Source organism: Micromonospora sp. DT231 (genome assembly GCF_049847025.1).
Classification (GTDB): domain Bacteria; phylum Actinomycetota; class Actinomycetes; order Mycobacteriales; family Micromonosporaceae; genus Micromonospora.
On the sequence record NZ_JBNCNO010000018.1, the window covers coordinates 114,220 to 137,789 of the forward strand.

21 protein-coding genes are annotated in these 23,570 nt (G+C 71.4%); 9 read left to right on the top strand and 12 right to left on the bottom strand.

Annotated elements, in window-relative coordinates:
• Positions 1-196 precede the first annotated feature (196 nt).
• From ACPXBU_RS32055 to ACPXBU_RS32065, 3 genes are all read right to left on the bottom strand, one after another.
• Positions 197-2,482, bottom strand: coding sequence for a cellulose binding domain-containing protein (locus ACPXBU_RS32055; protein ID WP_425761055.1), 2,286 nt, complete (start codon positions 2,480-2,482; stop codon positions 197-199).
• Between the two features lie 310 nt (positions 2,483-2,792).
• Positions 2,793-3,797, bottom strand: a complete 1,005-nt coding sequence (locus ACPXBU_RS32060) for a sulfite exporter TauE/SafE family protein (RefSeq protein ID WP_425761056.1) — start codon at positions 3,795-3,797, stop codon at positions 2,793-2,795.
• A 254-nt stretch (positions 3,798-4,051) separates the two neighbouring features.
• Positions 4,052-4,516 (bottom strand): RrF2 family transcriptional regulator, encoded by a 465-nt coding sequence (locus ACPXBU_RS32065; protein ID WP_357410768.1) that lies wholly within the window; start codon positions 4,514-4,516, stop codon positions 4,052-4,054.
• 257 nt (positions 4,517-4,773) lie between these two features.
• Between ACPXBU_RS32065 and ACPXBU_RS32070 the strand changes: the two genes are divergently transcribed.
• The gene (locus tag ACPXBU_RS32070; RefSeq protein ID WP_393363159.1) at positions 4,774-5,442 is read left to right on the top strand and encodes a YceI family protein; all 669 of its coding nucleotides are present in this window, start codon (positions 4,774-4,776) and stop codon (positions 5,440-5,442) included.
• A 101-nt stretch (positions 5,443-5,543) separates the two neighbouring features.
• Here the strand turns inward: ACPXBU_RS32070 and ACPXBU_RS32075 are convergent, their stop codons facing one another.
• The 4 genes from ACPXBU_RS32075 to ACPXBU_RS32090 all read right to left on the bottom strand — a co-directional run bounded on the left by ACPXBU_RS32075 (position 5,544) and on the right by ACPXBU_RS32090 (position 9,954).
• Positions 5,544-6,428 carry an acyl-CoA thioesterase gene (locus tag ACPXBU_RS32075; protein WP_393363162.1) on the bottom strand — a complete coding sequence of 295 codons (885 nt, stop codon included), beginning with the start codon at positions 6,426-6,428 and terminating at the stop codon, positions 5,544-5,546.
• Positions 6,425-7,873: a pyruvate kinase gene (pyk, locus tag ACPXBU_RS32080; protein ID WP_425761057.1), complete on the bottom strand. Its 1,449-nt coding sequence runs from the start codon at positions 7,871-7,873 to the stop codon at positions 6,425-6,427. The genes ACPXBU_RS32075 and pyk overlap by 4 nt, the downstream gene beginning before the upstream one ends.
• Positions 7,874-8,072: 199 nt before the next feature.
• On the bottom strand, positions 8,073-9,455 hold the full coding sequence (locus ACPXBU_RS32085) for an FAD-binding oxidoreductase (RefSeq protein WP_425761058.1): 1,383 nt from the start codon (positions 9,453-9,455) through the stop codon (positions 8,073-8,075).
• A gap of 133 nt (positions 9,456-9,588) precedes the next feature.
• Positions 9,589-9,954, bottom strand: a complete 366-nt coding sequence (locus ACPXBU_RS32090; protein ID WP_425761059.1) for a YciI family protein — start codon at positions 9,952-9,954, stop codon at positions 9,589-9,591.
• 173 nt (positions 9,955-10,127) lie between these two features.
• On the opposite strand from ACPXBU_RS32090, the gene ACPXBU_RS32095 reads away from it, so the two are divergent.
• Positions 10,128-11,000, top strand: coding sequence for an aldo/keto reductase (locus ACPXBU_RS32095; RefSeq protein WP_425761060.1), 873 nt, complete (start codon positions 10,128-10,130; stop codon positions 10,998-11,000).
• 27 nt (positions 11,001-11,027) lie between these two features.
• Here ACPXBU_RS32095 and ACPXBU_RS32100 read toward each other — a convergent pair whose 3' ends face one another.
• Positions 11,028-11,420 (bottom strand): effector-associated constant component EACC1, encoded by a 393-nt coding sequence (locus ACPXBU_RS32100; RefSeq protein WP_425761061.1) that lies wholly within the window; start codon positions 11,418-11,420, stop codon positions 11,028-11,030.
• A gap of 12 nt (positions 11,421-11,432) precedes the next feature.
• Positions 11,433-13,637, bottom strand: coding sequence for a M48 family metalloprotease (locus ACPXBU_RS32105; RefSeq protein WP_425761062.1), 2,205 nt, complete (start codon positions 13,635-13,637; stop codon positions 11,433-11,435).
• A 163-nt stretch (positions 13,638-13,800) separates the two neighbouring features.
• Here ACPXBU_RS32105 and ACPXBU_RS32110 point away from each other — a divergent pair, with 163 nt between their 5' ends.
• Positions 13,801-15,159, top strand: coding sequence for a pentapeptide repeat-containing protein (locus tag ACPXBU_RS32110; protein ID WP_425761063.1), 1,359 nt, complete (start codon positions 13,801-13,803; stop codon positions 15,157-15,159).
• A 111-nt stretch (positions 15,160-15,270) separates the two neighbouring features.
• Here the strand turns inward: ACPXBU_RS32110 and ACPXBU_RS32115 are convergent, their stop codons facing one another.
• Complete coding sequence (locus ACPXBU_RS32115) at positions 15,271-15,846, bottom strand: TetR/AcrR family transcriptional regulator (protein ID WP_425761064.1); 576 nt, start codon at positions 15,844-15,846, stop codon at positions 15,271-15,273.
• Between the two features lie 206 nt (positions 15,847-16,052).
• Between ACPXBU_RS32115 and ACPXBU_RS32120 the strand changes: the two genes are divergently transcribed.
• Both ACPXBU_RS32120 and ACPXBU_RS32125 read left to right on the top strand, forming a co-directional pair.
• Positions 16,053-17,519, top strand: a complete 1,467-nt coding sequence (locus tag ACPXBU_RS32120) for an MFS transporter (protein ID WP_425761065.1) — start codon at positions 16,053-16,055, stop codon at positions 17,517-17,519.
• A 108-nt stretch (positions 17,520-17,627) separates the two neighbouring features.
• Positions 17,628-18,617 carry an SEC-C domain-containing protein gene (locus tag ACPXBU_RS32125; RefSeq protein WP_425761066.1) on the top strand — a complete coding sequence of 330 codons (990 nt, stop codon included), beginning with the start codon at positions 17,628-17,630 and terminating at the stop codon, positions 18,615-18,617.
• A 109-nt stretch (positions 18,618-18,726) separates the two neighbouring features.
• On the opposite strand, the gene ACPXBU_RS32130 is transcribed toward ACPXBU_RS32125, so the two are convergent.
• Complete coding sequence (locus ACPXBU_RS32130) at positions 18,727-18,993, bottom strand: helix-turn-helix domain-containing protein (RefSeq protein ID WP_357374410.1); 267 nt, start codon at positions 18,991-18,993, stop codon at positions 18,727-18,729.
• Positions 18,994-19,093: 100 nt separating this feature from the next.
• On the opposite strand from ACPXBU_RS32130, the gene map reads away from it, so the two are divergent.
• Both map and ACPXBU_RS32140 read left to right on the top strand, forming a co-directional pair.
• A complete protein-coding gene (gene map / locus ACPXBU_RS32135) occupies positions 19,094-19,912 on the top strand; it encodes a type I methionyl aminopeptidase (protein WP_425761067.1) in 819 nt (272 codons plus the stop codon).
• A 56-nt stretch (positions 19,913-19,968) separates the two neighbouring features.
• Entirely contained in the window at positions 19,969-20,415 is a 447-nt protein-coding gene (locus tag ACPXBU_RS32140; protein ID WP_425761068.1) for a nitroreductase family deazaflavin-dependent oxidoreductase, read from the top strand.
• Here the strand turns inward: ACPXBU_RS32140 and ACPXBU_RS32145 are convergent.
• Positions 20,412-20,585 carry a hypothetical protein gene (locus tag ACPXBU_RS32145; RefSeq protein ID WP_425761069.1) on the bottom strand — a complete coding sequence of 58 codons (174 nt, stop codon included), beginning with the start codon at positions 20,583-20,585 and terminating at the stop codon, positions 20,412-20,414. The genes ACPXBU_RS32140 and ACPXBU_RS32145 overlap by 4 nt on opposite strands.
• 381 nt (positions 20,586-20,966) lie before the next feature.
• Here ACPXBU_RS32145 and ACPXBU_RS32150 point away from each other — a divergent pair, with 381 nt between their 5' ends.
• A complete protein-coding gene (locus ACPXBU_RS32150) occupies positions 20,967-22,490 on the top strand; it encodes a hypothetical protein (protein ID WP_425761070.1) in 1,524 nt (507 codons plus the stop codon).
• Between the two features lie 224 nt (positions 22,491-22,714).
• Positions 22,715-23,497: a trypsin-like peptidase domain-containing protein gene (locus ACPXBU_RS32155; protein ID WP_425761071.1), complete on the top strand. Its 783-nt coding sequence runs from the start codon at positions 22,715-22,717 to the stop codon at positions 23,495-23,497.
• Positions 23,498-23,570: the final 73 nt, after the last annotated feature.

Below are 23,570 nucleotides of genomic sequence, written 5' to 3' on the forward strand. Positions count from 1 at the left end.
CGATCTTCACGTCAGCGTCACCCTGGCGACCCCGACGCTGCCTAATGTTGGTTCCGGTGGTGGTACGGCATTCCCGGTCGGGACGGGTCGGGAATGCCGCGGTGTGGCGCACCGGGCCGGAGCTGAGCGGATTCCGCGGCTGCGGCCCGGTGCCTGCCACCCTAGGCGACCCCGCTCGGGACCGCCAGGGGCCAGATCAACGTAGGTAGATGTTCGGGGTGGGTGGGCTGGCCATCTGGTCGCCGATGAAGAACCCCGGATGTGGCGGCTGGTTGTAGGCGGTGTTCTGCCACGCGATCGCCACCCGATACTGCGGGTCGTGCATCAGGGTGTGGATCCGGGTGCTTGTCGGCGTGGGCGTGCTGTAGATGCGCAGGGCCCGACTGTCGGTGGTTCGCCAGATCACCTCCTCCCGCCAGTCGCCCAGGATGTCGCCGGAGAGCGCCGGGGTCGACTTGGTGCCGTTGTTGGACGCCACCGAGCTGCCGGTGAGCAGCCGGGTCTCGCCACCGGTGCCGTACTTGTCGATCTTCGTGCCGTCGAGCAGCTCCCGCACCGGGTCACCGTCCCACCAGGCGAGGAAGTTCGCCGACGACGGCTTGCGGCCGATGTTCTGACCTCTGGTGTTGGCCAGGCCGGCGACCGCTGACGACCACGACTCCGCACCGGGGCTGCCGGCCCAAATGTCCGCGGAGACCCCCCGGCCGTTGTCACCGGAGGCCGGTGTGGACCAGAGGATCTGACCGGTACGCGCGTCGGCGAACCAGGAGCTGGGCTTGCTGGCGTCCTCGTCGACCTTGAACACCTCCAGGCCGGCGCGACCCGGGTCGAGGTCACCGACGTGCATCGCGTCGCCGTGCCCGTTCCCGGTCGAGTAGAGCAGCCGACCGTTGTCGTCGATGGTGGCCGCGCCGTAGACGATCTCCTGGCGGCCGTCGGCGTCGACGTCGGCGACGGAGAGCTGGTGGTTGCCCTGGCCGGCGGCGGCGCCGTTGCCGGAGGCGTTCGAGTCGAACGTCCAGCGCTTGGTCAGCGTGCCGTTGCGGAAGTCCCACGCGGCGATGACCGCGCGGGTGTAGTAACCCCGGGCCATGATCAGCGAGGGGCGCTGCCCGTCCAGGTACGCGGTGCCGGCGAGGAACCTGTCCACCCGGTTGCCGTACGAGTCGCCCCAGGACGACACCGTGCCGCGCGGCGGGTCGTACGAGACGGTGGAGGCGATCGCGCCGGTCTGCCCGTTGAACATGGTCAGGTACTCCGGGCCGGACAACACGTAGCCGCTGGAGTTGCGGTAGTCCGCCGACGACGAGCCGATGAGCTGGCCGGTGCCGGAGCGGGTGCCATCGGCGGTCTTCATGGCCACCTCGGCGCGGCCGTCGCCGTCGTAGTCGTACACCTGGAACTGGGTGTAGTGGGCGCCGGCGCGGATGTTGCGACCCAGGTCGATCCGCCACAACCGGGTGCCGGTCAGTGTGTACGCGTCGACGTAGACGTTTCCGGTGTAGCCGGACTGGGAGTTGTCCTTGGCGTTCGACGGGTCCCACTTGAGCACGATCTCGTAGGTGCCGTCACCGTTGAGGTCACCGACGGAGGCGTCGCTGGCGCTGTAGGTGTAGGCCTCCCCGCTGGGCGTGGTGCCGCCGGCCGGGACCTGCAACGGCACGTCCAGGTAGCCCGCGCCGAACTGCAGGGCCGGCGCCGACGCCGCCTGCTCGACGCCGCCGACCACGGCCCGCACGGTGTACGCCGAGCCGGCCGCCGCGCCGCTGTCGAGGTAGCTGGTAGCACCCGTGATCGGGCTGGCGTTGACCCGGGTCGAGCCCCGGTAGAGGTGGAACGCCACCCCGGAGGTCTCGGTGCCGAGCAGCCGCCAGGACACCAGGTTGCCGCTGCCGGAACGGACGCTGATCAACCCCCGGTCCAGGTTTTCCATCTGCTTCGCCCCGGCCGGCGGAGTGGTGGGTGGCGGGGTCGTCGGAGGCGGTGTCGTGGGTGGTGGGGTGGTCGGCGGCGGGGTGGTCGGGGGTGGCGTGGTCGGCGGCGGGGTGGTCGGCCCGTCGGTGGCCGGGGTGCCGGTGCAGGCGGTGCCGTTGAGCGCGAAGCTGGTCGGCACCGGATTGCTGCCGGTCCACGAACCGTTGAAGCCGAACGCGGCGGTGCCGTTGGTGGCGATGCCGGCGTTGTGGTCGACGTTGCGGGCGGTGACCTGGGCACCGGACTGGGTGACGACGGCGTTCCACGCCTGGGTGACCTGTTGCCCGGCCGCGTACGACCAGGTGAGGGCCCACCCGTCGACCGGGTCGCCGAGGTTGGTGACGGTGACGTTGGCGCCGAAGCCGCCCTGCCACTGGTTGGTTACTTGATAGTCGACCCGGCAGCCGACGGCGGCGGCCGAGGCGACCACCGTGCCGAGGGTGCCAGCCACGACGGCGGCCGCCGTCGTGCCAGCGAGCAGGATCAGCCGATGTCTGGACGGGTGCATGGACTGCCTCCGAGGATCCGCGGATGATCGCGGCGGCCCACCGGCCCTGCCCGGGACGCGCGGTGGACCCGTCCCGCCGCTACGGCGGCGGACGGCGATCTGATCGGGGGTGAACGCCCTGGAACTCGCGGATCCGACTCACCGCGCATCGTAGGGCAAGCGCTTTCCGCCGCGCAACATCGATGACCGTTGCTGGATTCCGTACCGGCGCTGCCTTGCCTTGCCCCGCCTTGCCCCGCCCTGGTTGCTGCAGGCGCGCGGGGCGGGGCGGGTTCAGCGTCGGCGGGGGCGGGGCGGGGCGGGACGGGGTTCAGCGTGGGGTGGGCGTACCCGTGGCGGCGAGATCGGCCTCGACCGCGCCGGCGGAAGCAACGACGGGCGACTCGGCGGGCGACTCGGCGGGCGCGGTCGCGGCGGGGGAAGCGGTCGCGGCGGCTACGGCAGCCTCGGCGCGGACCCGGCGGGTGCGGCGAAGGGCGCGCACGGCCAGCACCAGGGCGGCCAACCAGCCGGCGGCCAACAGGGCGTACGTGACGGGGCGGACCGGGCCGTCGAGTCCGGTGGAGCGGATCAGCGTGCGGGCGTTGGTCAGCACGATCACGCCGCCGACCGCCGCGCCGAGCAGTTGGGCGGGCACGATGCGCACCAACCAGGCGGCCAGCGGGGCGGCGATGAGCCCGCCGATCAGCAGCGCGGCGACGGTCGGGAGCAGGAATCCTTCGGAGCCCAACCCGATCAGGAAGCCGACACTGGCCGCACCGGCCACGACGAACTCGGCGGTGTCCACCGAGCCGATCACCTTGCGGGGCTCCAGGCGGCCGGAGACCAGCAGCGCCGGGGTGGCCACCGGGCCCCACCCGCCGCCGCCGGTCGCGTCGACGAAGCCGGCAACCAGGCCCAGGGGTCCGAGGAAACGTCCGCGTAGCCGACTGCCGACCCGGTCGGTACGCAGCGGTCGGGCGAAGCGGACCAGCAGGTACGCGCCGAGCGTGAAGAGGATGCCGGCCATCCACGGGGCGGCTGCCTCGGTCGAGATCGAGCTGAGCAGGGTGGCACCGGCGAAGGCACCGATGGCGCCGGGCAGGGCGATGCGGGTGACCACCCGCCAGTCGACGTTGCCGAAGCGCCAGTGCGCCACCCCGGCGGCCAGCGTGGTGCCGATCTCGGCCAGGTGCACCGAGGCCGAGGCGGCAGCCGGAGCGACCCCGGCGACCAGCAGCAGAGTGGACGAGGTCAGCCCGTACGCCATGCCGAGCGAGCCGTCGATCAGCTGCGCGACGAGCCCGACCAGAGCGAGGACCAGTAGCTTGCGCACGAGCGCCCCCTGACTTTTCGGCATCTCCTATCGACTTGGTCGACAATGCGGCACGGGACGGCCGGGGTCAAGCATCAGATCGGTGGATGGGACGCCACCGGCGACGCGACGGGGGCGCGCGGCCTCCATTCAGGACCTACGGCCACAGGCACGGCCCGCACGCACAGCGCGCGGCCTACGTGCGGGGCGCGAGCCGTGCGACGGACGCGACCGGCATGACGCGGACAGCGCCGGGCTGGGGATTGGGCCGGCGCTCAGATCCAGGCGCGGGGGTCGGCGACCAGCTCGGTGATCCGCGCGGGCAGGGTGCCCGCGGCCACGTCGGCGACGCTGACCAGTTCCAGGATCTCCCGTTCGCTGGCCCGCAGGGCGATCCAGACCTCCTGGAGCGCGCGGGCGGGGCCGTGGTAGCCGAGCTGCTCCGGGCGCTGCCCGCGGACGTGGGCGAGCGGCCCGTCGATCACCCGGATCACCTCGGCGAGCGAGATCTCCTCGGCCGGGCGGGCCAACCAGTAGCCACCCTCCGGGCCGCGCTGGGCGTGCACGATGCCGCCCCGACGCAGTTGCAACAGGATGCTCTCCAGGAACTTCGGCGGGATCTCCTGGGCACGGGCGATCTGGTCGGCCGTGACGGGCCGGCCGCGCCCAGGACCACTGGCCGTCGCGGCAAGCTCGGCGGCCGCGCGGAGGGCATAGTCGACCCGGGCGGAGAGGCGCATGTCGGCAAGGTTAGCCCCCGGTCAACCGGCCGGGCGGGCCACCCTCGGCCGATCGGATTAGGCATCGATGGGATCCGCGCAATTCGTGCCGGTTGCGGCCGTCGTCGAGGACCAGTAAATGTGCGTCATGATCCACCGTAAGGTGGGGGCCGGAATGGCGGTATGGGACGTCCCTATGCTGGGCGGGGGCGTGACCGGCAGTCCGTTGCGGCGGCGCCGGGCAGCACATTGATACACATCGGGGGGAAGGCAACACGATGACCGATATCGCCACACGCACCTGGGATGGCATGACCATCCCGGTGGCTGGCACCTATCTTCTCGATCAGGCGCACAAGCGGATCGGTTTCCTGTCCCGGCACATGATGGTGAGCCCGGTGCGTGGCGAGTTCGCCGAGGCCACCGCACAGATCTTCGTGGCGGAGGACCCGCTGCTCTCCTCGGTGACGGCGACCATCTCCACGCCGAGTATCACCACCGGCAGCATCGACCGGGACACGCATCTGAAGAGTGCCGACTTCCTCGACGTGGAGCGCTATCCCACCCTCGAATATCGAAGCACCGGCATCAAATGGCAGGGCCAGGAGGATCCCATCTTCCAATGGGCCCGCCTGCGTAGCCACCGGCTCGGTGGGCGCGGCCGGAGTCCGATTGTTCCGCCGCAGTCCGAGGGCGTACCCGGGCGATTCGTGCTGACCGGTGAGTTGACCGTGAAGGGAATCACCAGGGCTGTCGACCTGGAGGTGAATTTCGGCGGCGCTCGTCGTGATCCGTACGGGCAGAACATCTTCGGCTTCAGCGCGACGGCCGAGATCGACCGCGAGGACTATGGCCTGCTCTGGAATGTCCTGTTGGAGAGCGGCGGGGTCCTGGTCGGCAAGACGGTGCAGATCGAGATCGCCGGCGAGGCCATCCACCAGGCCTGAGCGGTGTGGGCACCGCCCGGGGTCTGGTGGGGAGGCAGGCAGGCGTCAGGCGCCCACGCGGCCCAGCGCAGCGTCAGGCGCCCACGAGGCCCAGCGCAGCGTCAGGCGCCCACGCGGCGCAGCAGGCCCTCCTGGACGGCGCTGGCGATCTGCTGGCCGTCCGTGGTGAACATCCGGCCGGTGGCCAGCCCACGAGCGCCGGACGCCGACGGGCTCAGGCAGTCGTAGAGGAACCACTCGTCGGCGCGGAACGGCCGGTGGAACCAGAGCGCGTGGTCCAGGCTCGCGCCGACCAACCCGCCCGGCCCCCACACCTCGCCGTGCGCGGAGAGCACCGAGTCCAGCAGGGTGAGGTCCGAGGCGTAGGTGAGCGCGCAGGCGTGCAGCAGCGGATCGTCCGGCAGTTTGCCGTCGATGCGCATCCAGACGCGCTGGTGCGGGTCGGCCGGCCGGTCGCCGGGACGGACCCAACCGGGCTCGCCGACGTACCGCACGTCCATCGGCCGCGGGATCTGACCCCACATGCCCAGCCGCTCCGGGTAACGGGAGAGCCGGTCGGACATCGTCGGGACGTCCTGCGGCGGCGGCACGTCCAGGGGAGCCGTGACCTGGTGGTCCAGGCCCTCCTCGGCCCGCTGGAACGACGCCGACATGAAGAAGATCGGCTTGTCGTGCTGGAGGGCGACCGCGCGGCGGACCGAGAAGGACCTGCCGTCGCGGATGTTCTCCACCTGGAACGCGATCGGCTCGGCCGGGTCGCCGGGGCGGACGAAGTAGCCGTGCAGCGAGTGCACGAACCGCTCCGGGTCGACGGTGCGGCCGGCGGCGACCAGGGCCTGACCGGCGACCTGGCCGCCGTACACCCGTTGTGGGCCGACCGGGGGGCTCATCCCCCGGAAGGCCATGTCCCCGGTCGGGTCGAGGTCCAGCACTTCCAGCAGCTGGTCGACAGCCGCCTGGCCGACCGCGACCCGACCGTCGCTCACTGCAGCGCCCGCGCCGACGCGGCGTCGACGAGCGAGCCGAGCTGGTGTACGCGCAGCGTGTTCGTCGAGCCGGGGGTGCCGGGCGGGCTGCCCGCCACGATCACCACGTAGTCACCGGGGTTGGCCCGGTCGAGGCCGAGCAGCGCCTGGTCGACCTGACGGAACATGTCGTCGGTGTGCTGCACGAACGGCATCAGGAAGGTCTCCACGCCCCAGGTGAGGGCGAGCTGGTCGCGCACCTCGGGGACCGGCGTGAACGCCAGCAGCGGCAGGTCGCAGTGCAGGCGGGACAGCCGTCGGACGGTGTCACCGGTCTGCGAGAAGGCGACCAGGGCCTTGGCGTTGATGGCGCGCGCGATCGACGAGGCGGCGACGGTGAGGGCGCCACCGTGGGTACGCGGGTCGTGCTGCAGCCGGGGCACCCCGATCGAGCCGGACTCGGTGGTCGTCACGATCTTGGCCATGGTGCTGACGGTCAGCACCGGGTACTTGCCGACGCTTGTCTCGCCGGAGAGCATGACCGCGTCCGCGCCGTCGAGCACCGCGTTGGCGACGTCGGAGGCCTCCGCCCGGGTGGGGCGGGAATTCTCGATCATGGAGTCGAGCATCTGGGTGGCCACGATGACCGGCTTGGCGTTCTCCCGGCACAGTTGCACGGCCCGCTTCTGCACCAGGGGCACCTGGTCCAGCGGCATCTCGACACCGAGGTCACCGCGGGCGACCATCACGCCGTCGAAGGCCGACACGATGGCCTCGAGGTGCTCCACCGCCTCCGGCTTCTCGACCTTGGCCAGCACCGGGCGGTAGACGCCCTCCTCGGCCATGATGTTGTGGACGAGCTTGATGTCCTCGGCCGAGCGGACGAAGGACAGCGCGACCAGGTCGACGCCCAGGCCGAGGGAGAAGCGCAGGTCCTCGGCGTCCTTCTCCGACATGGCGGGCACGCTGACCGCCACGTTGGGCAGCGAGACGCCCTTGTTGTTGGAGACCGGGCCGCCCTCGGTGACCAGGCAGCGGATGTCGTTGCCGGTGACGTCGGTGACCTCGACGGCGACGCGGCCGTCGTCGATCAGCAGCCGGTCACCGGGCTTCACCTCGTGCGGCAGCTTGGTGTAGGTGCAGGAGACCCGCTCCTTGGTGCCGAGGATGTCATCGCCGGTGATCACGACCGAGTCGCCGGTACGCCACTCGTGCGGGCCGTCGGCGAACTTACCGAGCCGGATCTTGGGGCCCTGCAGGTCGGCGAGGACGGCCACCGGCTTACCTGCCGCCTCGGACGCCTCCCGGACGAGTCGATAGACCGCCTCGTGGTCGGCGTGGCTGCCGTGGCTGAAGTTGAGCCTCGCCACGTTCATGCCGGCCTCGACAAGACCCCGGATGCGCTCCGGGGACGAGGTGGCGGGACCCAGAGTGCAGACGATCTTTACGCGGCGTGTCACGCCCATCAGGCTAGTCTCTCCTTCAGGTCGGACTCGTGGCCGACCCCTTGCAGGCAGCGGAACAGGTGTCCAACGACGCGCGGCGCGCGTCGGGCCGGCGGGCGGAACCGCACCGGGAACGTTGTGGCGACGGGCAACGGCGACCGCGCGCCGGGAATCGTACGCCTCCGTCGGGGTGCGCTGTCGGGGTGCTCCCGAGGAAGGCTCACCGTGGGTGCGCCGACGGGGGCAGGGTGGGCACCGCGGTCAGCAGGTCACGGGGGTCGTAGCGGTGTTTCGCCCGGCGTAGCCGCGCCCAGTTCGCGCCGTAGGCGAGCCGGACCCGGTCGGTCTCCTCGGGGGCGAGCAGGTTGGGGTAGCCACCGGGCAGGGCGTGCGGGGCGAGCGCCGTCGAGGTGCGCTCGGCCCACTCGCGGTGCGGCCCGGACTGCTCGCCCGGCGCCCAGACCGCGATGATCTCGGTGAGCAGGTGCTCGCCGCGCAGGCCGAACGCCGTGTCGGCGAGTCGGACCCGGGTGGCCGCGCCGTGGAAGTGGTGCACGGCCAGCGCCGAGAACGGCGAGCTGACCTGGTGGGCCGCGTCGACGAGCACGTCGGCCACACCGTCGGTGCGAGCGGGCAGCCAGCGCGTCCGCAACAGGTAGTGGTTGCCGTCGACCATGCCGCCGTCGAACATCCGCAGCGCGTCCGCGTACGGCATCGGGGCGATCTGGTCGACGAGCGGGGTGCCCAGGTCGCGCAGCCGGTCCATCCACGGCAACCCGGCGTCCAGGTCCGGCCCGCTGTAGAACGGGCAGACGAAGATCATCGGCTCGCCGGCGGGGCCGGGCAGGAAGCCGGTCATGACGGTCAGCTCGTCCGGGGCCTCGGCGATGATCGCCCCGTAGCCGCGCAGCACGGCCGGCGCCTCGGCCAGTGCGAACATGATCATGCCGGCCAGCACGCCGGGCAGGCGATGCGCGCGGAAGCGCAGCTCGGTGACCACGCCGACGTTCCCGCCGCCGCCGCGCAGCGCCCAGTACAGCTCGGCGTCGTGCCGGGGATCGGCGGTGACCCGGCGGCCGTCGGCGAGGACCACCTCCGCGCCGAGCAGATTGTCGAGCGTCAGACCGAACCGGCCGCAGAGCGGGCCGTACCCTCCGGCGAGGGCGAGCCCGGCCACGCCCACGTCGCGGACCACGCCGGTGGGCACCACCAGGTCGTACGGGCGGGCGGCGGCGAGCAGCTCGGCCGTCGTGGCGCCACCGCCGACGGTCACCGTGGCCGCGTCCGGGTCGATCCGGACGGCGTTCAGCCCGGTCAGGTCGAGCACCAGGCCGCCGTCGCGCAGTGCCCGACCGGCCCAGTCGTGCCCGCCGGAGCGGACCGACAGGGGCAGGTGACAGCGGGCGGCGATGCGGACCGCGTGGGCCACCTCGTCGGCGTCCCGACAGTGGGCCACCAGGGCGGGCGTGCGGTGCACCGCGCCGTTCCAGAGCCGGGTGGTGGTGGCGTACGCGGGATCACCCGGCTCGTACAGCCGGTGGCCGAGCAGGGCACGCAGCCGGGCGGTGGCCCTCGCGACATCGGGGGTGGCGGCGGAGATCATTGCGACTCCTCGACCGGGGCCGCCCCCACGCTTCCGGGTACGCCCCGGTGGCGGCCCTCGCAGGGCGCGACCGTAACACCGACACAGCGCCGAGCGCCGTCGTCATCACGACAACCGCCGATTGACCGACAGCTCAGCTCTCGGTCTTGACCAGGGGGAACTCCAGCGACCCGGCCGGGCAGAGGAAGGTCAGCACGTCCACCCGGTAGAGCCCGGCCTGCACCGCCGGGTCGGCCTCCAACACGCTGCGGACGTCGTCGACGCTGCCGGTGCGGGCCAGCCCGAAGCCGATCGGTGGCTCCGGCTCGCGGGCCGGCCCGTCCACCGAACCGGCGACCAGGATGATGCCGCCTCGCTGGAGCGCCTGCATGTGCTCGGCGTGCTCGGCCTGCAACCGCTGCACGGTCTCGGCGGGCAGCGCCCGTCCGGCCGCGCCGGGATAGATCACGATGCACTCGTACGTGTCGAGCGCGAAGTTGACCTGCGGCACTCCCGCCATGGGTGCTCCCTCCGCCGTCGCGCCGAACGGCACCGGCCCCGCCAGCGTCGCACGGACGTCCCTGTCGTACCGGGCGCTTGCCGTCATCTGGCCCCGGCGGCCGGGTGACGTGTCCGCGCACACAGTCGGGTGACGCCCGGCATACCGGCCGAATTCCGGGGGATGATCTACCGATGGCGACAAACATCAGTGAGCAGCCCGCGAAGGCGTCCGGCACGTACCGGATCGGCGGGGACGTCACCGTCAACCGGCTCGGTTACGGGGCGATGCAGATCACCGGCCCCGGTGTCTGGGGTGACCCGAAGGACCCGGCGGAGGCGGTCCGGGTGCTGCGCCGGGCCGTCGAGCTGGGCGTGACGTTCATCGACACCGCCGACTCGTACGGGCCGTTCGTCTCGGAGTTGCTGATCCGCGAGGCCCTGCACCCGTACGCCGACGACCTGGTCATCGCGACCAAGGCCGGGCTGACCCGTTCCGGCCCGGGCGACTGGCGTCCGGTGGGCCGCCCGGAGTATCTGCGCCAGCAGTGTGAGCTGAGCCTGCGCCACCTCGGCCTGGACACGATCCCGCTCTACCAGCTGCACCGGATCGACGCGAAGGTGCCGCTCGCCGACCAGTTGGGCGAGCTGGCGCTGTTGCGGCAGGAGGGCAAGATCCGACACATCGGGCTGTCCGAGGTGAGCGTGGCGCAGATCGAGGAGTCGCGCGCGATCACCACGATCGCGTCGGTGCAGAACCTGTACAACCTCGCCAACCGCAGCGCGGAGGACGTGCTGGAGTACTGCGAGCGCAACGACCTGGCGTTCATCCCGTGGTTCCCGATCGCCACCGGTGAGCTGGCCCGCCCCGGCGGCCCGCTGGACGCCATCTCCACCGCGCACGGCGCGTCGCCCGCGCAGCTCGCGTTGGCCTGGCTGCTGCGCCGGTCGCCGGTGATGCTGCCGATCCCCGGCACGTCCTCGGTGGCGCACCTGGAGGAGAACGTGGGCGCGGCCGACGTACGGCTCACCGACGACGAGTTCGAGTCGTTGGCCAAGGCGAGCTAAGGGTCTGCGGCGCGGACGCCGCCGGTGTCAGTCGGCGGCGTCCGGACCGGGCTCCCGGGCGGCCCGCAGCGCCTCGGTCGCCTGGGCCAGCAGGCGAGCCGAGTCGGTGCGTCCACTCACCTGTAGTTCCACCTCGGTGTCCCCGGCCTGGATCCGCACGCTGGCCTCGGTGCGCTGCTGGTCGACCCAGGACTGCAGCAGGTTGAACAGGCCCGGGAGCAGCCCCTGCGCCAGCACCGCGATGATCACCGCGTCGGTGAAGCCCGGCCGTCCACCGCCGCCGCCGGCCTGCCGGACGACAGGCCGGTACTGCGGGTTGCGCTGGATCCAGTCGAGCAGGGCGACAGGTGGCGCCTGCCGGTGCCGCGGACTGATGGTCAGCCGGACCGGCTGCCGCGCGGCGGTGTCACTGTCGGTCACTGTTGCTCCCGGTCAGTCGGTGGCGGGGCGGAAGGCGATGGTGTCCCCGTCGGCGGTGGCGACGCCCCCGACGGTCACCGTGTCCTCGTCGGTGAACGGTGTGCTGGTGCCGAAGTACGTGGTGGTGCCGCTGACCTGCACCCTGCCCCGGGTCTCGCTCGGGGTGGTGACCTGCGCGCTGGCCGGGCCGGTCAGTTCGACGGCGATCTTCGGGTATTCCAGGATCTTCCAGGTGACCTTCTGCGCGGCGCCGCCGTAGTAGCGGAACGGGCAGCCCGGCGGCGCGGCGATCGTCTGCTTGGCGCACTCGTCCAGCCAGGCGCGTACCTGGGCCTCGACGGCCTCGCCGGCCGTCGGCTTGAGCACCGGGGCCAGTTGGAGGGTCGCCGCGCTCTGCCCCGGGCCGACCGCCACGGTCTCGCTCGGCGTCTCGCTGAGCGCGCTGGCCGGGCCGGTCGCGGTGTACTCGCCGGGCAGCAGCACCAGCGCGGGGCCCTCGGCGGCGCCCGGCAGCGCCACCCCGTTGAGTTGCGCCCCGGGGCCGGCGATCGGGGTGTCGAGCGGGGTCAGCCCGCCGCTCACCTGCCAGCCGTGGAAGAGCCCGAGGGTGGTCTCGTCGTCGCGGCGAAGGGCGACTTCCGTGGTGCGCCGCTCACCGGCCAACCGGTACGCCACGGTGGCGGTGGCGCTGTCGCCGTCCCGGTCCAGTTTGGTGATCTTGACGTCGGTCGGTGGTCGGTAGCCCTTGGCGCGCAGCAGTTGGGCGAGCAGCTTGCGGTCGGTGACACCGCCCTGCCCGCTCAGGAAGTCGAGCGCGGCGTCGCTGTCCCGGTCGGCGAGCGCGGAGAAGTATCCGTCGACGGCCGCCTGCGGTCGGAAGAACGCCCACTGCACCACGCCGAGCCCGCCGGTGCCGACGCAGGCCGCCAGCACGAGGACGCCGACCAGCAGCCAGGTGCGACGGGTGCCGACCGGGCCGGAGTGGCCGAACAGCCGCTCGACGGTGACGGGCTCGTCCGCGCCGGCGGGCACCCCCGCCACCGACGCCCGATCCAGCGCGTCAAGCCGCAGCTCGTGCGGCGGGTGGGTGGCGCAGACCGCCTCGTCCCAGCCGCTGCGGCCGGTCTCGAAGGACAGCCGCCGCTCCAGGACGCGCCGCATCCCGTCGACGTGCCCGGTGAGCACGGCGCCGAGGTCGGCCCGGTACTCGGCCGCCCGCACGTCGCGGGCGTGCAGTGGCAGCACCACGTAGCGCATGGTGAGCAGCACCGGCCAGAAGAACAGGAAGACCACGAAGTTGGTGCCCGGGTGCGGGAACGTCCGCATCAGCCAGGTCGGCAGGGCGTGCGCGAGGGTCAGCGGCAGGCCGACACCACGGACGAAGGCGCTGGTGATCTCGTCGCCGGTGCGCCAGTGCACCAGCTCGTGGCTGAGCAGCGCGGCGACCTCGTCGTCCGGCTCGGTCAGCACGGCGGTCGTGACCACGACGTGCCGCGCGTACGTGCGGGCGTTGCTCAGGACCGGGTCGTCCTCCATCAGCAGCCGGGGCACGCTGGTCAGGCCGAGCCGCCGGGCGCACTCGTCCAGCACGGGGCGCAGCCGCGCGTACTCCCGGCGGCTGGGCTGGCGGGCGCCGGAGACCACGAGCAGGCGCGGTTCCAGCAGCACCCGGTAGAGGGTGTAGAGCACCCCGATCAGCGCCGCCGCGGCCACCGTGCCGACCAGGCCGGTGGCCAGCGCGATGGGCCCGTCGGTGGTGCCCAGCCAGGGCACCACCAGCACGGAGAGGAAGCCGATCAGGAACCCGACGACGAAACCGGTCACGCCGCCGAGCACCCCGCCGGAGCGGGTCAGGAACGCCTCCACCAGGGAGCCGATCACCGGGGCGTCGCGCAGCACCTGGGGCACCTGGTCGTCGGCGCCCAACGCGCCGGCGAAGAGCCCGGTGACGGCAAAGGTGAGACCGCCCCAGAACGCCAGGAGCAACGCGAGCGGCAGGTAGAACCAGGTGGCGACGAACGCGCCGAGCACGCCCCGCCAGTCCCGCAGGATCCCGGCGCGCAGCCAGACCAGCGCACTCGGATAGCCGGGCGGCCGGTCGGCGAAGCCGCCGGTGGTCGGTGGGGCGGCGGTGGTCGGTGGCTCGGCCGCCCGGACGTCGAGCTGCGGCACGGTCGGCGGCGTGCCCTCCGGCGGCACGGTGTGCGGCTCGGTCATGCGCGCTGCTCCTCTGGGACGTCACGTCTGTCGCGATTGGACAGCGGCAGCAGGTTATCGAGCACGTCTGATGTCCGGCACCCCCTTTCCCAGGAACGTCGCCCACCCGACATTCACCGTCGCGCACCCCCGGGGTGGTGAGTGCGAATGGCATGCTGTGGCCGTGGTCGCCGACGAACCCCCCGAGCGCCAGTTACGGGTGATGCCGTGGTGGCTGGTGCTTGTCGGCCTGCTGGTCGCCGCCGCCCTGGGCTGGCTGGTGTTGGGCCTGCTGCTCGCCGAGGCCGACCGGGCCAGCCAGCCGGACACCCGCGCCACGCTGCGCATCGACGCGATCCGCACCGGCCTGACCGTGGTCGCCGGCACCGGCGGAGGGTTGGCCCTGCTGCTGGCCGCCCGACGCCAGTGGATCGCCGAACGCGCGCAACGGCACCAGGAGAGCGTCGCCGCCCGCGACCAGGCCCACCGCGACCGGGTGCAGGCGCACGCCGAGTCGGTGGCCGAGGCGGCCCAACGCCAGCAGGACCGGCAGTCCGCAGCGGCCGAGCACGACGCGGCGGAGCGCCGGCTGACCGAGCTCTACACCCGGGCCGTCGAGCTGCTCGGCAACGACAGCGGGGCGGTACGCCTCGGCGGCCTGCACGCCCTGGAACGCCTCGGTCAGGACAACCCTCGGCAGCGCGCGACGATCGCCGCGGTGCTCTGCGCGTACCTGCGGATGCCGGCGCCGGACGGCGAGCCGCGCGAGACGGAGGTCCGGCGCACCGCGCAGCGCGTGCTCACCCGACATCTGCGCGCGGACGACGCGACCCACTGGCCGGAGCTGACGCTCGACCTGACCGGTGCCACTCTCGTCGACTTCGACGCCGCGGGCTGCACGCTGGTCGACGCGACCTTCACGGCGGCGGCGTTCACCGGCACGACCACCTTCGCGGGCGCGACGACCCGGGGGCGGCTCCTGCTCGGGGCGGCGACCTTCGGCGACGTGGCCTTCGAGGGTCTCACGGCCGACGGTGAGGTCATGCTGGACGGCGCTCGCGTCGGGGGTCTGGTCAGCTTCGACGGGGCGGCGTTCACAGGTGGCCTGTCCTGTCGGCGGTCCGCCTTCGCCGGCCTGACCTCGTTCCGCCGGGCGACGTTCGGTCAGCCGACCAGCTTCGACGCGACCCGCTTCGAGGACGCCGCCACGTTCCGGGAGGCTGTCTTCGACGCCTCCCTGTCGATGGAACACACCGAGTTCGGCCGGTCGGCCGACTTCCACTCCGTTCGCTTCCGGAGCATGGCGCTGTTCCGGTGGACCGTGTTCGGCGCGGAGGCGTTGTTCGACCGGGCCCGCTTCACCGACGCCGCGAACTTCGGCCGGGCCCGGTTCCACAGCATGGCCAGCTTCCGCGACGCACAGTTCAGCCGGCCACCGCAGGTCGACCAGGCCCGGGCGATCGTCGATCTCGGTCACCGCTGGCCGGCGGGCACGGTGGTGGAACGGCTCGACGACGAGTGGCTGCTGCTGGTCGACCGCTGACGGCGGGTCAGCGGGCGGGGGCGCTTGTCGACGGGGCGGGCCGCTGGTCAGCGGGGCGGGGCCGCGCCGGTCAGCAGGCGAGGGTGCTCTGGGCGGCGGGTGGGGCGCTGGTCAGCGGGCGGGGGCGTGTAGGCCGTCCAGGGCGACGCCGAGCACCAGGTCACGCTGCTCGGGCGACGCGAACTGGGCCATGGTCAGGCCGCTGATCAGGCGTATCACGTCGTCGAAGCTGACGTCGGCACGGACCACGCTGGCCTCCTGGGCGCGGCGCATCAGCGGCTCGCCGGCGGCGTAGATCTCCGTCCGGCAGCTCGCGAAGATCTCCGAGTCGTGCAACAGCTGTTCGGCGAGCGCCCGCTTGGTGGCGACGTACGCGACGAAACGGTGCAGCCAGGCGACGAGCGCATCCCACGGGGGCAGCTCGGCGAGGTCCTCGGCCGAGCGGCTCAGCGCCCGGACCTCCTCGACGTAGACGGCCTCGAAGAGGTGCCGTCGGCTGGGGAAGTTGCGGTAGAGCGTGCCGATGCCCACGCCGGCGCGTCGGGCCACGTCCTCCAGGGAGGCGGCGGCGCCGTTCTCGGCGAACGCCTCGCGCGCCGCCGCGACCAAAGCGTCGTAGTTACGCCGCGCATCGGCCCGCTTGGGCCGCTGGGCGAAGACCTCGGGCGCCTGCCCCGCACTGGTCATGACGTGCGTCACCTCAAACCGGTTGCATCCGGAGGCAACCCTCCGCTAGCTTAGTGGAGGCACCCCTCCGGAAACGCCGGAGGCCTGCCTCCGGTTAGCTTACCTCGGGATCCGCCCGATCGCCGCCTGGCCACCCGATCGCCCGGACCGACAGCCCTGCCCGTCGCATGCGACGGGCTCAGCACGTACTCAGGGAGTTTTCTCTCGTGGCAGTAACCTCCCGGCGCAGCTCGCGCCGGCTCACCTTCACCGTGCTCGCGGCCGGCGCCGGGTTCTTCGCGATGCTCCAGTCGCTGATCACCCCGGTGCTACCGACCATCCAGCAGGATCTGCACACCTCCCAGAACACCGTGACCTGGGTCCTGACCGCCTACCTGCTCTCCGCGTCGATCTTCACGCCGATCCTCGGACGGGTCGGCGACATGGTCGGCAAGGAGCGGATGCTCGTCGTCTCGCTCGCCGCGCTCGCGCTCGGCTGCCTGCTGGCCGCCATCGCGCCGAACATCGGCGTCCTCATCCTCGCCCGGGTCGTGCAGGGCATCGGCGGCGCGGTCTTCCCGCTGTCGTTCGGCATCATCCGCGACGAGTTCCCCGCCGCGCGGGTCTCCACGGCCGTGGCCGCCATCTCGGCGATCGTCGCCGTCGGCGGTGGCCTGGGCATCGTGCTGGCCGGCCCGATCGTCACCACGCTCGACTACCGCTGGCTGTTCTGGATCCCGATGGTCGTGGTCGGGCTGACCGCCGTGGCCGCCCACCTGTTCGTCGCCGAGTCGCCGGTCCGCACCCCCGGGCGCATCGACTGGCGCGCCACCCTGCTGCTCTCCGGCTGGCTGGTGGCGCTGCTGTTGCCGATCAGCCAGGGCGCGACCTGGGGCTGGACCTCCACCCGGGTGCTCGCGCTGCTGGCGCTCGCCGTGGTGCTGCTGACCGGCTGGCTGGTCGCCGAACTGCGGTCGAAGAACCCACTCATCGACATGCGGATGATGCGGCTGCCCGGAGTCTGGACCACGAACCTGGTCGCCCTGCTCTACGGCGCGTCGATGTTCTCCGTGTACGCGTTCCTCCCGCAGTTCGTGCAGACCCCGACCGCCGCCGGTTACGGCTTCGGGGCGAGCATCAGCCAGGCCGGTCTGCTCATGCTGCCGATGCTCGTCGCGATGTTCGTCGCCGGTCTCGTCGCCGGCCGGCTCCAGGCCGTGTTCAGCGCCAAGGCACAGCTCGCCACCGGTGCCGCGTTCAACGTGGCCGCCTCGGCGATGCTCGCCGCCGCGCACGACACCCGCTGGGAGGTCGCCATCGCCGGCGGCCTGGTCGGCCTCGGCATCGGTCTGGCCTTCGCGTCGATGGCCAACCTGATCGTCGCCAGCGTCCCGGCCAGCCAGACCGGCGTGGCGACAGGCATGAACGCCAACATCCGCACCATCGGAGGCGCGATCGGCGCCGCCGTGGTCAGCGGCGTGATCACCGCCCACCCGCAGGCCAACGGCCTGCCCCGGGAGGCCGGCTTCACGACCGGGTTTCTCGTCCTCACGGCCATCGCCCTGGCCGCCGCGCTCGCGGCCCTCGCCGTCCCGTCCGCCCGGCGGGCGTCGGCCGGTCGCCGGCCGACCACCGCGACGATCGTCGAGTCGGAGCTAGCCGGCGAGTTCGCCACCATGCCCGCGACCCGCTGAGGGAACAACGTGGCGCGGCCCGGGCGGTTCACCGCCCGGGCCGCGCCGTGTCCGGGAGTAGGCTGGCCGCTCCCCCACCCACCGCCCGTCGTCTTTCAGGATGCGCCCATGTCCGAGTTGCTGACCGCCGACCGCATCGACGAGATCGACAATCTGGGCTCGAAGAGCCCCGACCCGGCCGCGCTCGTCGCCGAGCTGGTGAGCGCCGTCGACGAGGGGCGGGTCGCCGACCCCGACGACACCGGGTACGCCCTGCTGGTCGCCGTGGACATCCTGGAGCAGGCCGGCGACCTGGCCGACGCGCTCACGCTGGCCACCCGCGCCATCGCCGAACAGCCCGACGACAACACGTACGCGCGAGGGGTACGCGGCGGCCTGCTGCTGCGCCTCGGGCGTACCGACGAGGGCATGGCCGAACTGACCGCCCTGCGTCCGCTGCTGGAAACCGACCCCGACTCCATGTACCTGATCGACGAGCTGGCCGAGTCCGGCCACGCCGACACGGCTGTGGAATGGCTCACCGGGGCGCTGGACGCCATCCTGGAACGGACCCGCGCCCAGCAGCACGCGTCCGAGGACGCCCAGGACGCGGCCGCCGCCATGATCTTCGGCCTGGCCCAGCACCGACACGACCTGCGCGAGAAGCAGGGCCTACCCCACGACGAGTACGACAACCTCGCCGACCGGCTGCACGCCGCGAGCAACCACGCGCTCGACGCCCTCGACGACGGCCCGGCGACGCTGCTGTTCTGGCCGCCGACGGAGCTCACCGCGCTGCTGCTGCGCTGGCCCGCCCTCGTCGACAGCTACCCCGCCACCTGGGACGAGCACCGCGCCCAGACCGAACGCGGACTCGTCGTCACCTCCGAGATGGGCGGCACGGACCTGGGTGTGGCAGTCGGCACGGTCGCCGGGCTGGCGGCCTTCGCCGAACGCGAGGGCATCGACCCCACCGACGAGGAGACCCAGGACGCGTACGCCGACTCGCTGACCGGCCCCGACGACCTGCGGGCCTGGCCGCCCGGCCGCAACGACGCGTGCTGGTGCGGCTCGGGCGCCAAGTACAAGAAGTGCTGCCTGCCGCGCTCACGCGTCTGACCGGCCCGGACGCTGCGGGCGCTCCCCGGGGCGCCGTCGCAGTGGTTCGTTCGTGGTGCCGCGGTTCGTGGTGCCGCGGTTCGTTCCGGGTGCCGTCGCAGGCGGTCGTTCAGGAGGCTTCGCGGACCCGCAGGTCGGCCAGCCACACCTCGGCCAGGTCGCTGAGCTGGACGCCGAGGACCTCACTGAGGCAGACCACCGTGCCGAACGCGGGCGCCGGGAGCCGACCCACCTCGATCTTGCGGAGCGTCTCCGGCGAGATGCCGGCCGCCAGGGCCACCTCGACGAGGGGACGGCCACCTCGCGCGACCCGAAGCGCCGCACCGAGACGTTGACCCGCGGCGATCTGCGCGGGGGTGAGCGGTGGGCGAACCATGTGAGCAGGATAGATCTGCCTCGGCGGAGCGGCAACGCCATCCGGGCGGGCGCGCCGAGGCGTGGTATAAATATACCGCTACGGACAGGGAGGGTTGGTCGTGATCGAGCTGAAGTCCCCCGAGGAGATCCAACGGATGGCCGTGACCGGCCAATTCGTCGGCGAGTTGCTGGCGGAGCTGCGTGAGGTCGCCGCCGTCGGGGTCAACCTGATGGACCTTGAGCGCCACGCGCGCCGTCGGATCAAGGAGCGGGGCGCCGAGTCCTGCTACTGGGACTACGCGCCGTCGTTCGGCCGCGGCCCGTTCCGCAACGTCCTGTGTCTCTCGGTCAACGACGCCGTGCTGCACGGTCTGCCGCACGACTACGTCCTGCGCGACGGTGACCTGCTGAGCATCGACATGGCGGTCGGGATCGACGGCTGGGTCGCCGACTCCGCGCTGTCCGTCATCGTCGGCACCCCCACCCCGGAGGACCTCAAGCTCATCGAGGCCACCGAGGTGGCGCTGACCGCCGCGATCGACGCCGCGCAGCCCGGCAACCAACTCGGCGACGTCTCCGCCGCGATCGGCGAGGTCGCCCACCGCTACGGCTACCAGGTCAACAACGAGTTCGGCGGGCACGGCATCGGTCGCACCATGCACGAGGCCCCGCACGTCGCCAACAGCGGCCGGCCCGGCCGGGGCATGAAGCTCAAGCCCGGCCTGACGATCGCGATCGAGCCGTGGTTCTGCCGCAGCACCGACAAGATCAAGTTTGACAAGGACGGGTGGACGATCCGGTCCGCGGACGGCTCACGCACCGCCCACTCCGAGCACACCGTCGCGATCACCGAGGCCGGCCCCCAGGTGCTGACCACCCGCCCCGGGCAGGGCACCCGCCCGGCCAACCGCAGCGGACAGTCCACCGCGACGTCTTGACCGGCTCGGCTTCACCCGGCCTACCTCCGACCTGGCCCGACGAAGGAGACAATGCCGTGACGGCGCAGGAGCAGCACGAGACGATCGAGGACAGCCCGGTCGGGTGGGTCGCCGAGCACATCCGGCGCTACGTGACGACCGACGGCGCCGACGGCGACACCTTCTACGGCGTACCGTCGCTGCTGCTCACCACCCGCGGACGCCGAACGGGCAAACTCCGCCGCACCGCACTGATGTACGGCCGCGACGGCGACAACCACCTGCTGGTGGCGTCCAACGGGGGCGCCAACACGCACCCGGCCTGGTATCTGAACCTGAGCGCCGATCCGACGGTCGAGGTGCAGGTGGGCGCGGAACGGTTCACCGGGCGGGCCCGGACGGCGACGGGCGAGGAGCGGGCCCGGCTGTGGCCGGTCATGACGAAGGTCTTCCCGACGTACGCCCGCTATCAGAAGGGCACCGTCCGAGAGATCCCCGTGGTCGTCATCGAGCGTGCGCCCTAGCCAGGGAACTGGATGACCGGCAGGTCACCGCCATCGCCGTACGCCTTGACCTCGCTGGTCAGCACCGAGGCGTCGTGCTCCAGGACAGCCGTCACGGCAGCGGCTAGGTCAACTCGACCGGTGACCACGCGCCAGTACGCCAACTCCTGCCAGTCCTCGCGCGCGGCCACCTCACTTCCGATGCCCTCAGGTGTCCGCTCAGGTATCCGTCTGCTGGGTGGCACGCGATGACGAGGCGTCCGCGATGGCGGCGACCCGCACGGCGCGGTCCTCGTCTGGGCAGAGTTTTGTCTCCACGGCTCCTCGCCGACCGGCGCCCGACGTGACATGCCTGCTGTTCAGACAGGGGACGACCCTTGTTGCAGCGATTCGTGGAGACCGATGATCGACGGCCCGGCCGGACCCGCGACAGACGCGCCCAGGTTTAGGCATTGACCGCAGCCGCAATCTGCGCCACGATTCGTTCAACTGAGATTTATGCCTGGCTGTCATGCATAAACAGACCTGCGGCTAGCCGTACGTCAGCGCCCAACGGGGGAGATCGTTGCCAAATGACCACGTCCGCGATGGATGCCGTCAACCCACCCAACTCCCTGCCGAAAGCATCCCCTGTCAATAATCTTGACGATCCGCATGACCGGCCCGTCAGCCGGCGCCGCATAATCACCGGCGGTTCCCTCGTTGCCGCGTCGGTCTTGGGCCAAGGCCTCGTCGGAAGCTCCGCGCGGGGGGCGGCGAGCACCGAACTTTCGACCGGAAAGATTGACATCACCCCGGCGGCAGGCACCTATCTGGCCGGTTACAGCGTGGACGCGCCACGCAGGTCGACCGGAACCGCGGCCGCGCTGTTCGCGCGGTGCACCATCTGGTGGTACGCGGCTGTGCCACACGTCATCGTCAGTGTGGACGTCCTGGGCTTCGCGCGCGGCATGCACCGGTCGATCCGCAGCCAGGTGCTCAACCTTGGCGTGGCCTCGGCAAACTTCGCGCTGACCGCGACCCACACGCACAACGGCCCCGTGCTGAGCGACAAATTGGACCCGTTCATCGCGTACGCGATGAACACCGCCCAGCAGGCACAGGTGCGCACCTACAGCGACGGACTGGCGACCCGGATCGTGCAACTCGTCCGGGACACACTCCGTGGTCGGCGGACGCCCTGCACCCTCGACTACCAGACCGTCAGCCAGCACTTCTCGTACAACCGGGAGGGGCTGCCGTACGTGGAGTCGGACGTGCCCATCCTGACTGCCCGTTCGTCCGGCGGCGCACCCCTGGCCGTGCTGTTCAGCTACGGGTGCCACCCCGTGGCGGCAGGGAGGCAGGCTCTGTTCGACCCGGACTACCCCGGCGACGCGGTCACCCGGGTTGAGGCTGCGACCGGCGCCTTCGCACAGTTCCTGCTGGGACCGGCCGGCGACCAAGACCCGTCCGGTACACGAGGCTGGGCAGAGCGAAGCAGGCGGGGAGGTGAACTCGCGCAGTCCGTCACGAGCGCAGTCGCCCGGCCCGGCAGTCCGCTCACCGGCCCGACAACGACCCACTACCGCGAGGTGAGCCTGCCGTTGGACGTGACACCGACCCCGGACAACCTTCGGCAGTTGTCAGCGGTCTACGCCGCGCGGATGGCCAACGCTGGCCTGCCGGGCTACTACCGGCGGCACGCACAACAGATGATCTCGCAGGTTGAGGCCGGCACGTTCGCTACGTCGATCCCCCTCCCCATCCAGTCCTGGACGTTCGCCGGCACCCCAAGTCTGCGGCTGCTGCTGGCCGGTGGCGAGATCGTTTCCGGGTACGCCGCCTACTTCCGGGCGCGATACGGCACGTCGAGTCGGCTGCTTTTCGCCGGGTACGCGAACGAGGTACCCGCGTACCTGCCCAGTGATGAACTGCTTCGCAGGCCCGCAACGTACGCCGGCGGCATCGACAGCGACTTTCCGGGCATCGCCGGTGGTTCGATGACGGTCTACGGCTGGCTCGGGCATTTCAGAGGAAAGCCGACTGCGAGTTCTCCCGACGGGGTGGAGCAGATTCTCATCAACGCGCTCGACGCCGCACTAACGGCGGCGTAGCGAGTCTGTCCACCGGCTGACCGCGGCGGGGGCCTCGGTCGTGCCGCCTCACATCTCTCTCGGCCGGCATCCTCCGGCTGTGGTGAAGCCTGCCCGAAAGGAGGGTCAGCGACGCAACGTGGGCCGAGGAAAAGAAATTTCTCGGCCTTGGAACAGATCATCTCGTCGTATTACCTCTGGAGGTTCGCATGTTAAGGCGACTCATCGCCCTGTCCGCGGCGGTCGTGACCCTGCTCCTGGTCTCGGTCTCGTCACCTGCGGCTGCCGCCGGCTACATGTTCAAGCCAGGACACCCGATGTTCCTCGGAGGACCCAACGGTCCAGGGATCTGCACCGGCGGCTACGCCGTTCGGGGCACGTCCGGCATGTTCGTCGTGACCGCAGGTCACTGCTTCGGTTTCGGCATGCCGCAGGCGGATCAGCGCGTTGTCTACGGCACGGACAGCCGCTACGGCACCATGATCAGAAATGATTACGTCGGCGACTGGATTACCCACAACAGTTTTGACAGTGCTTTGGTCAAGCTCGACGCGGGCAACGATGCCCAGCAGATCGTTGTCGACCCGCTCAGCGGCAGGTCACCAGGTAGCGGACGGGTCATGGGTTACTACCGCAACAGCGCTCTGAGCCAGGGCTTTGTCATCGGCAAAATGGGCCGGAGAACTGGTTGGACCGAAGGCCGCGTGACGAGCTGGCAGCAGGTGACGTACAACGGTGCACGGGAATACCTCCTGTGCTCGACCGTCCCGGCGGCACCGGGCGACAGCGGAGGGCCGGTGTGGAGACTGGACGGCAACGGAGTGATGGCGATCGGGATCGTGATTGCCGGGCCAGAGGACGGAAGCGGTATGTGTTTCAAGCCCATCGAGAACGTCCTCAACCGGTTCGGAGCCTGGCTGCCGGTGTTCGGGGCCAGCGGCAAGGCGGTCGAGTCCGTTGTGGTGAGTGAGCGCAGCGGGCCACCGGTCCCGGTCAACTCCACACCGATGCCGGTCAAGCCCCTCTAGACGAGTAAGTCCTAACGGCCCTGGGTGGTGGAGATAGACGAAGGGTGTTGAGGATCAGTTTGTGACGACCGAC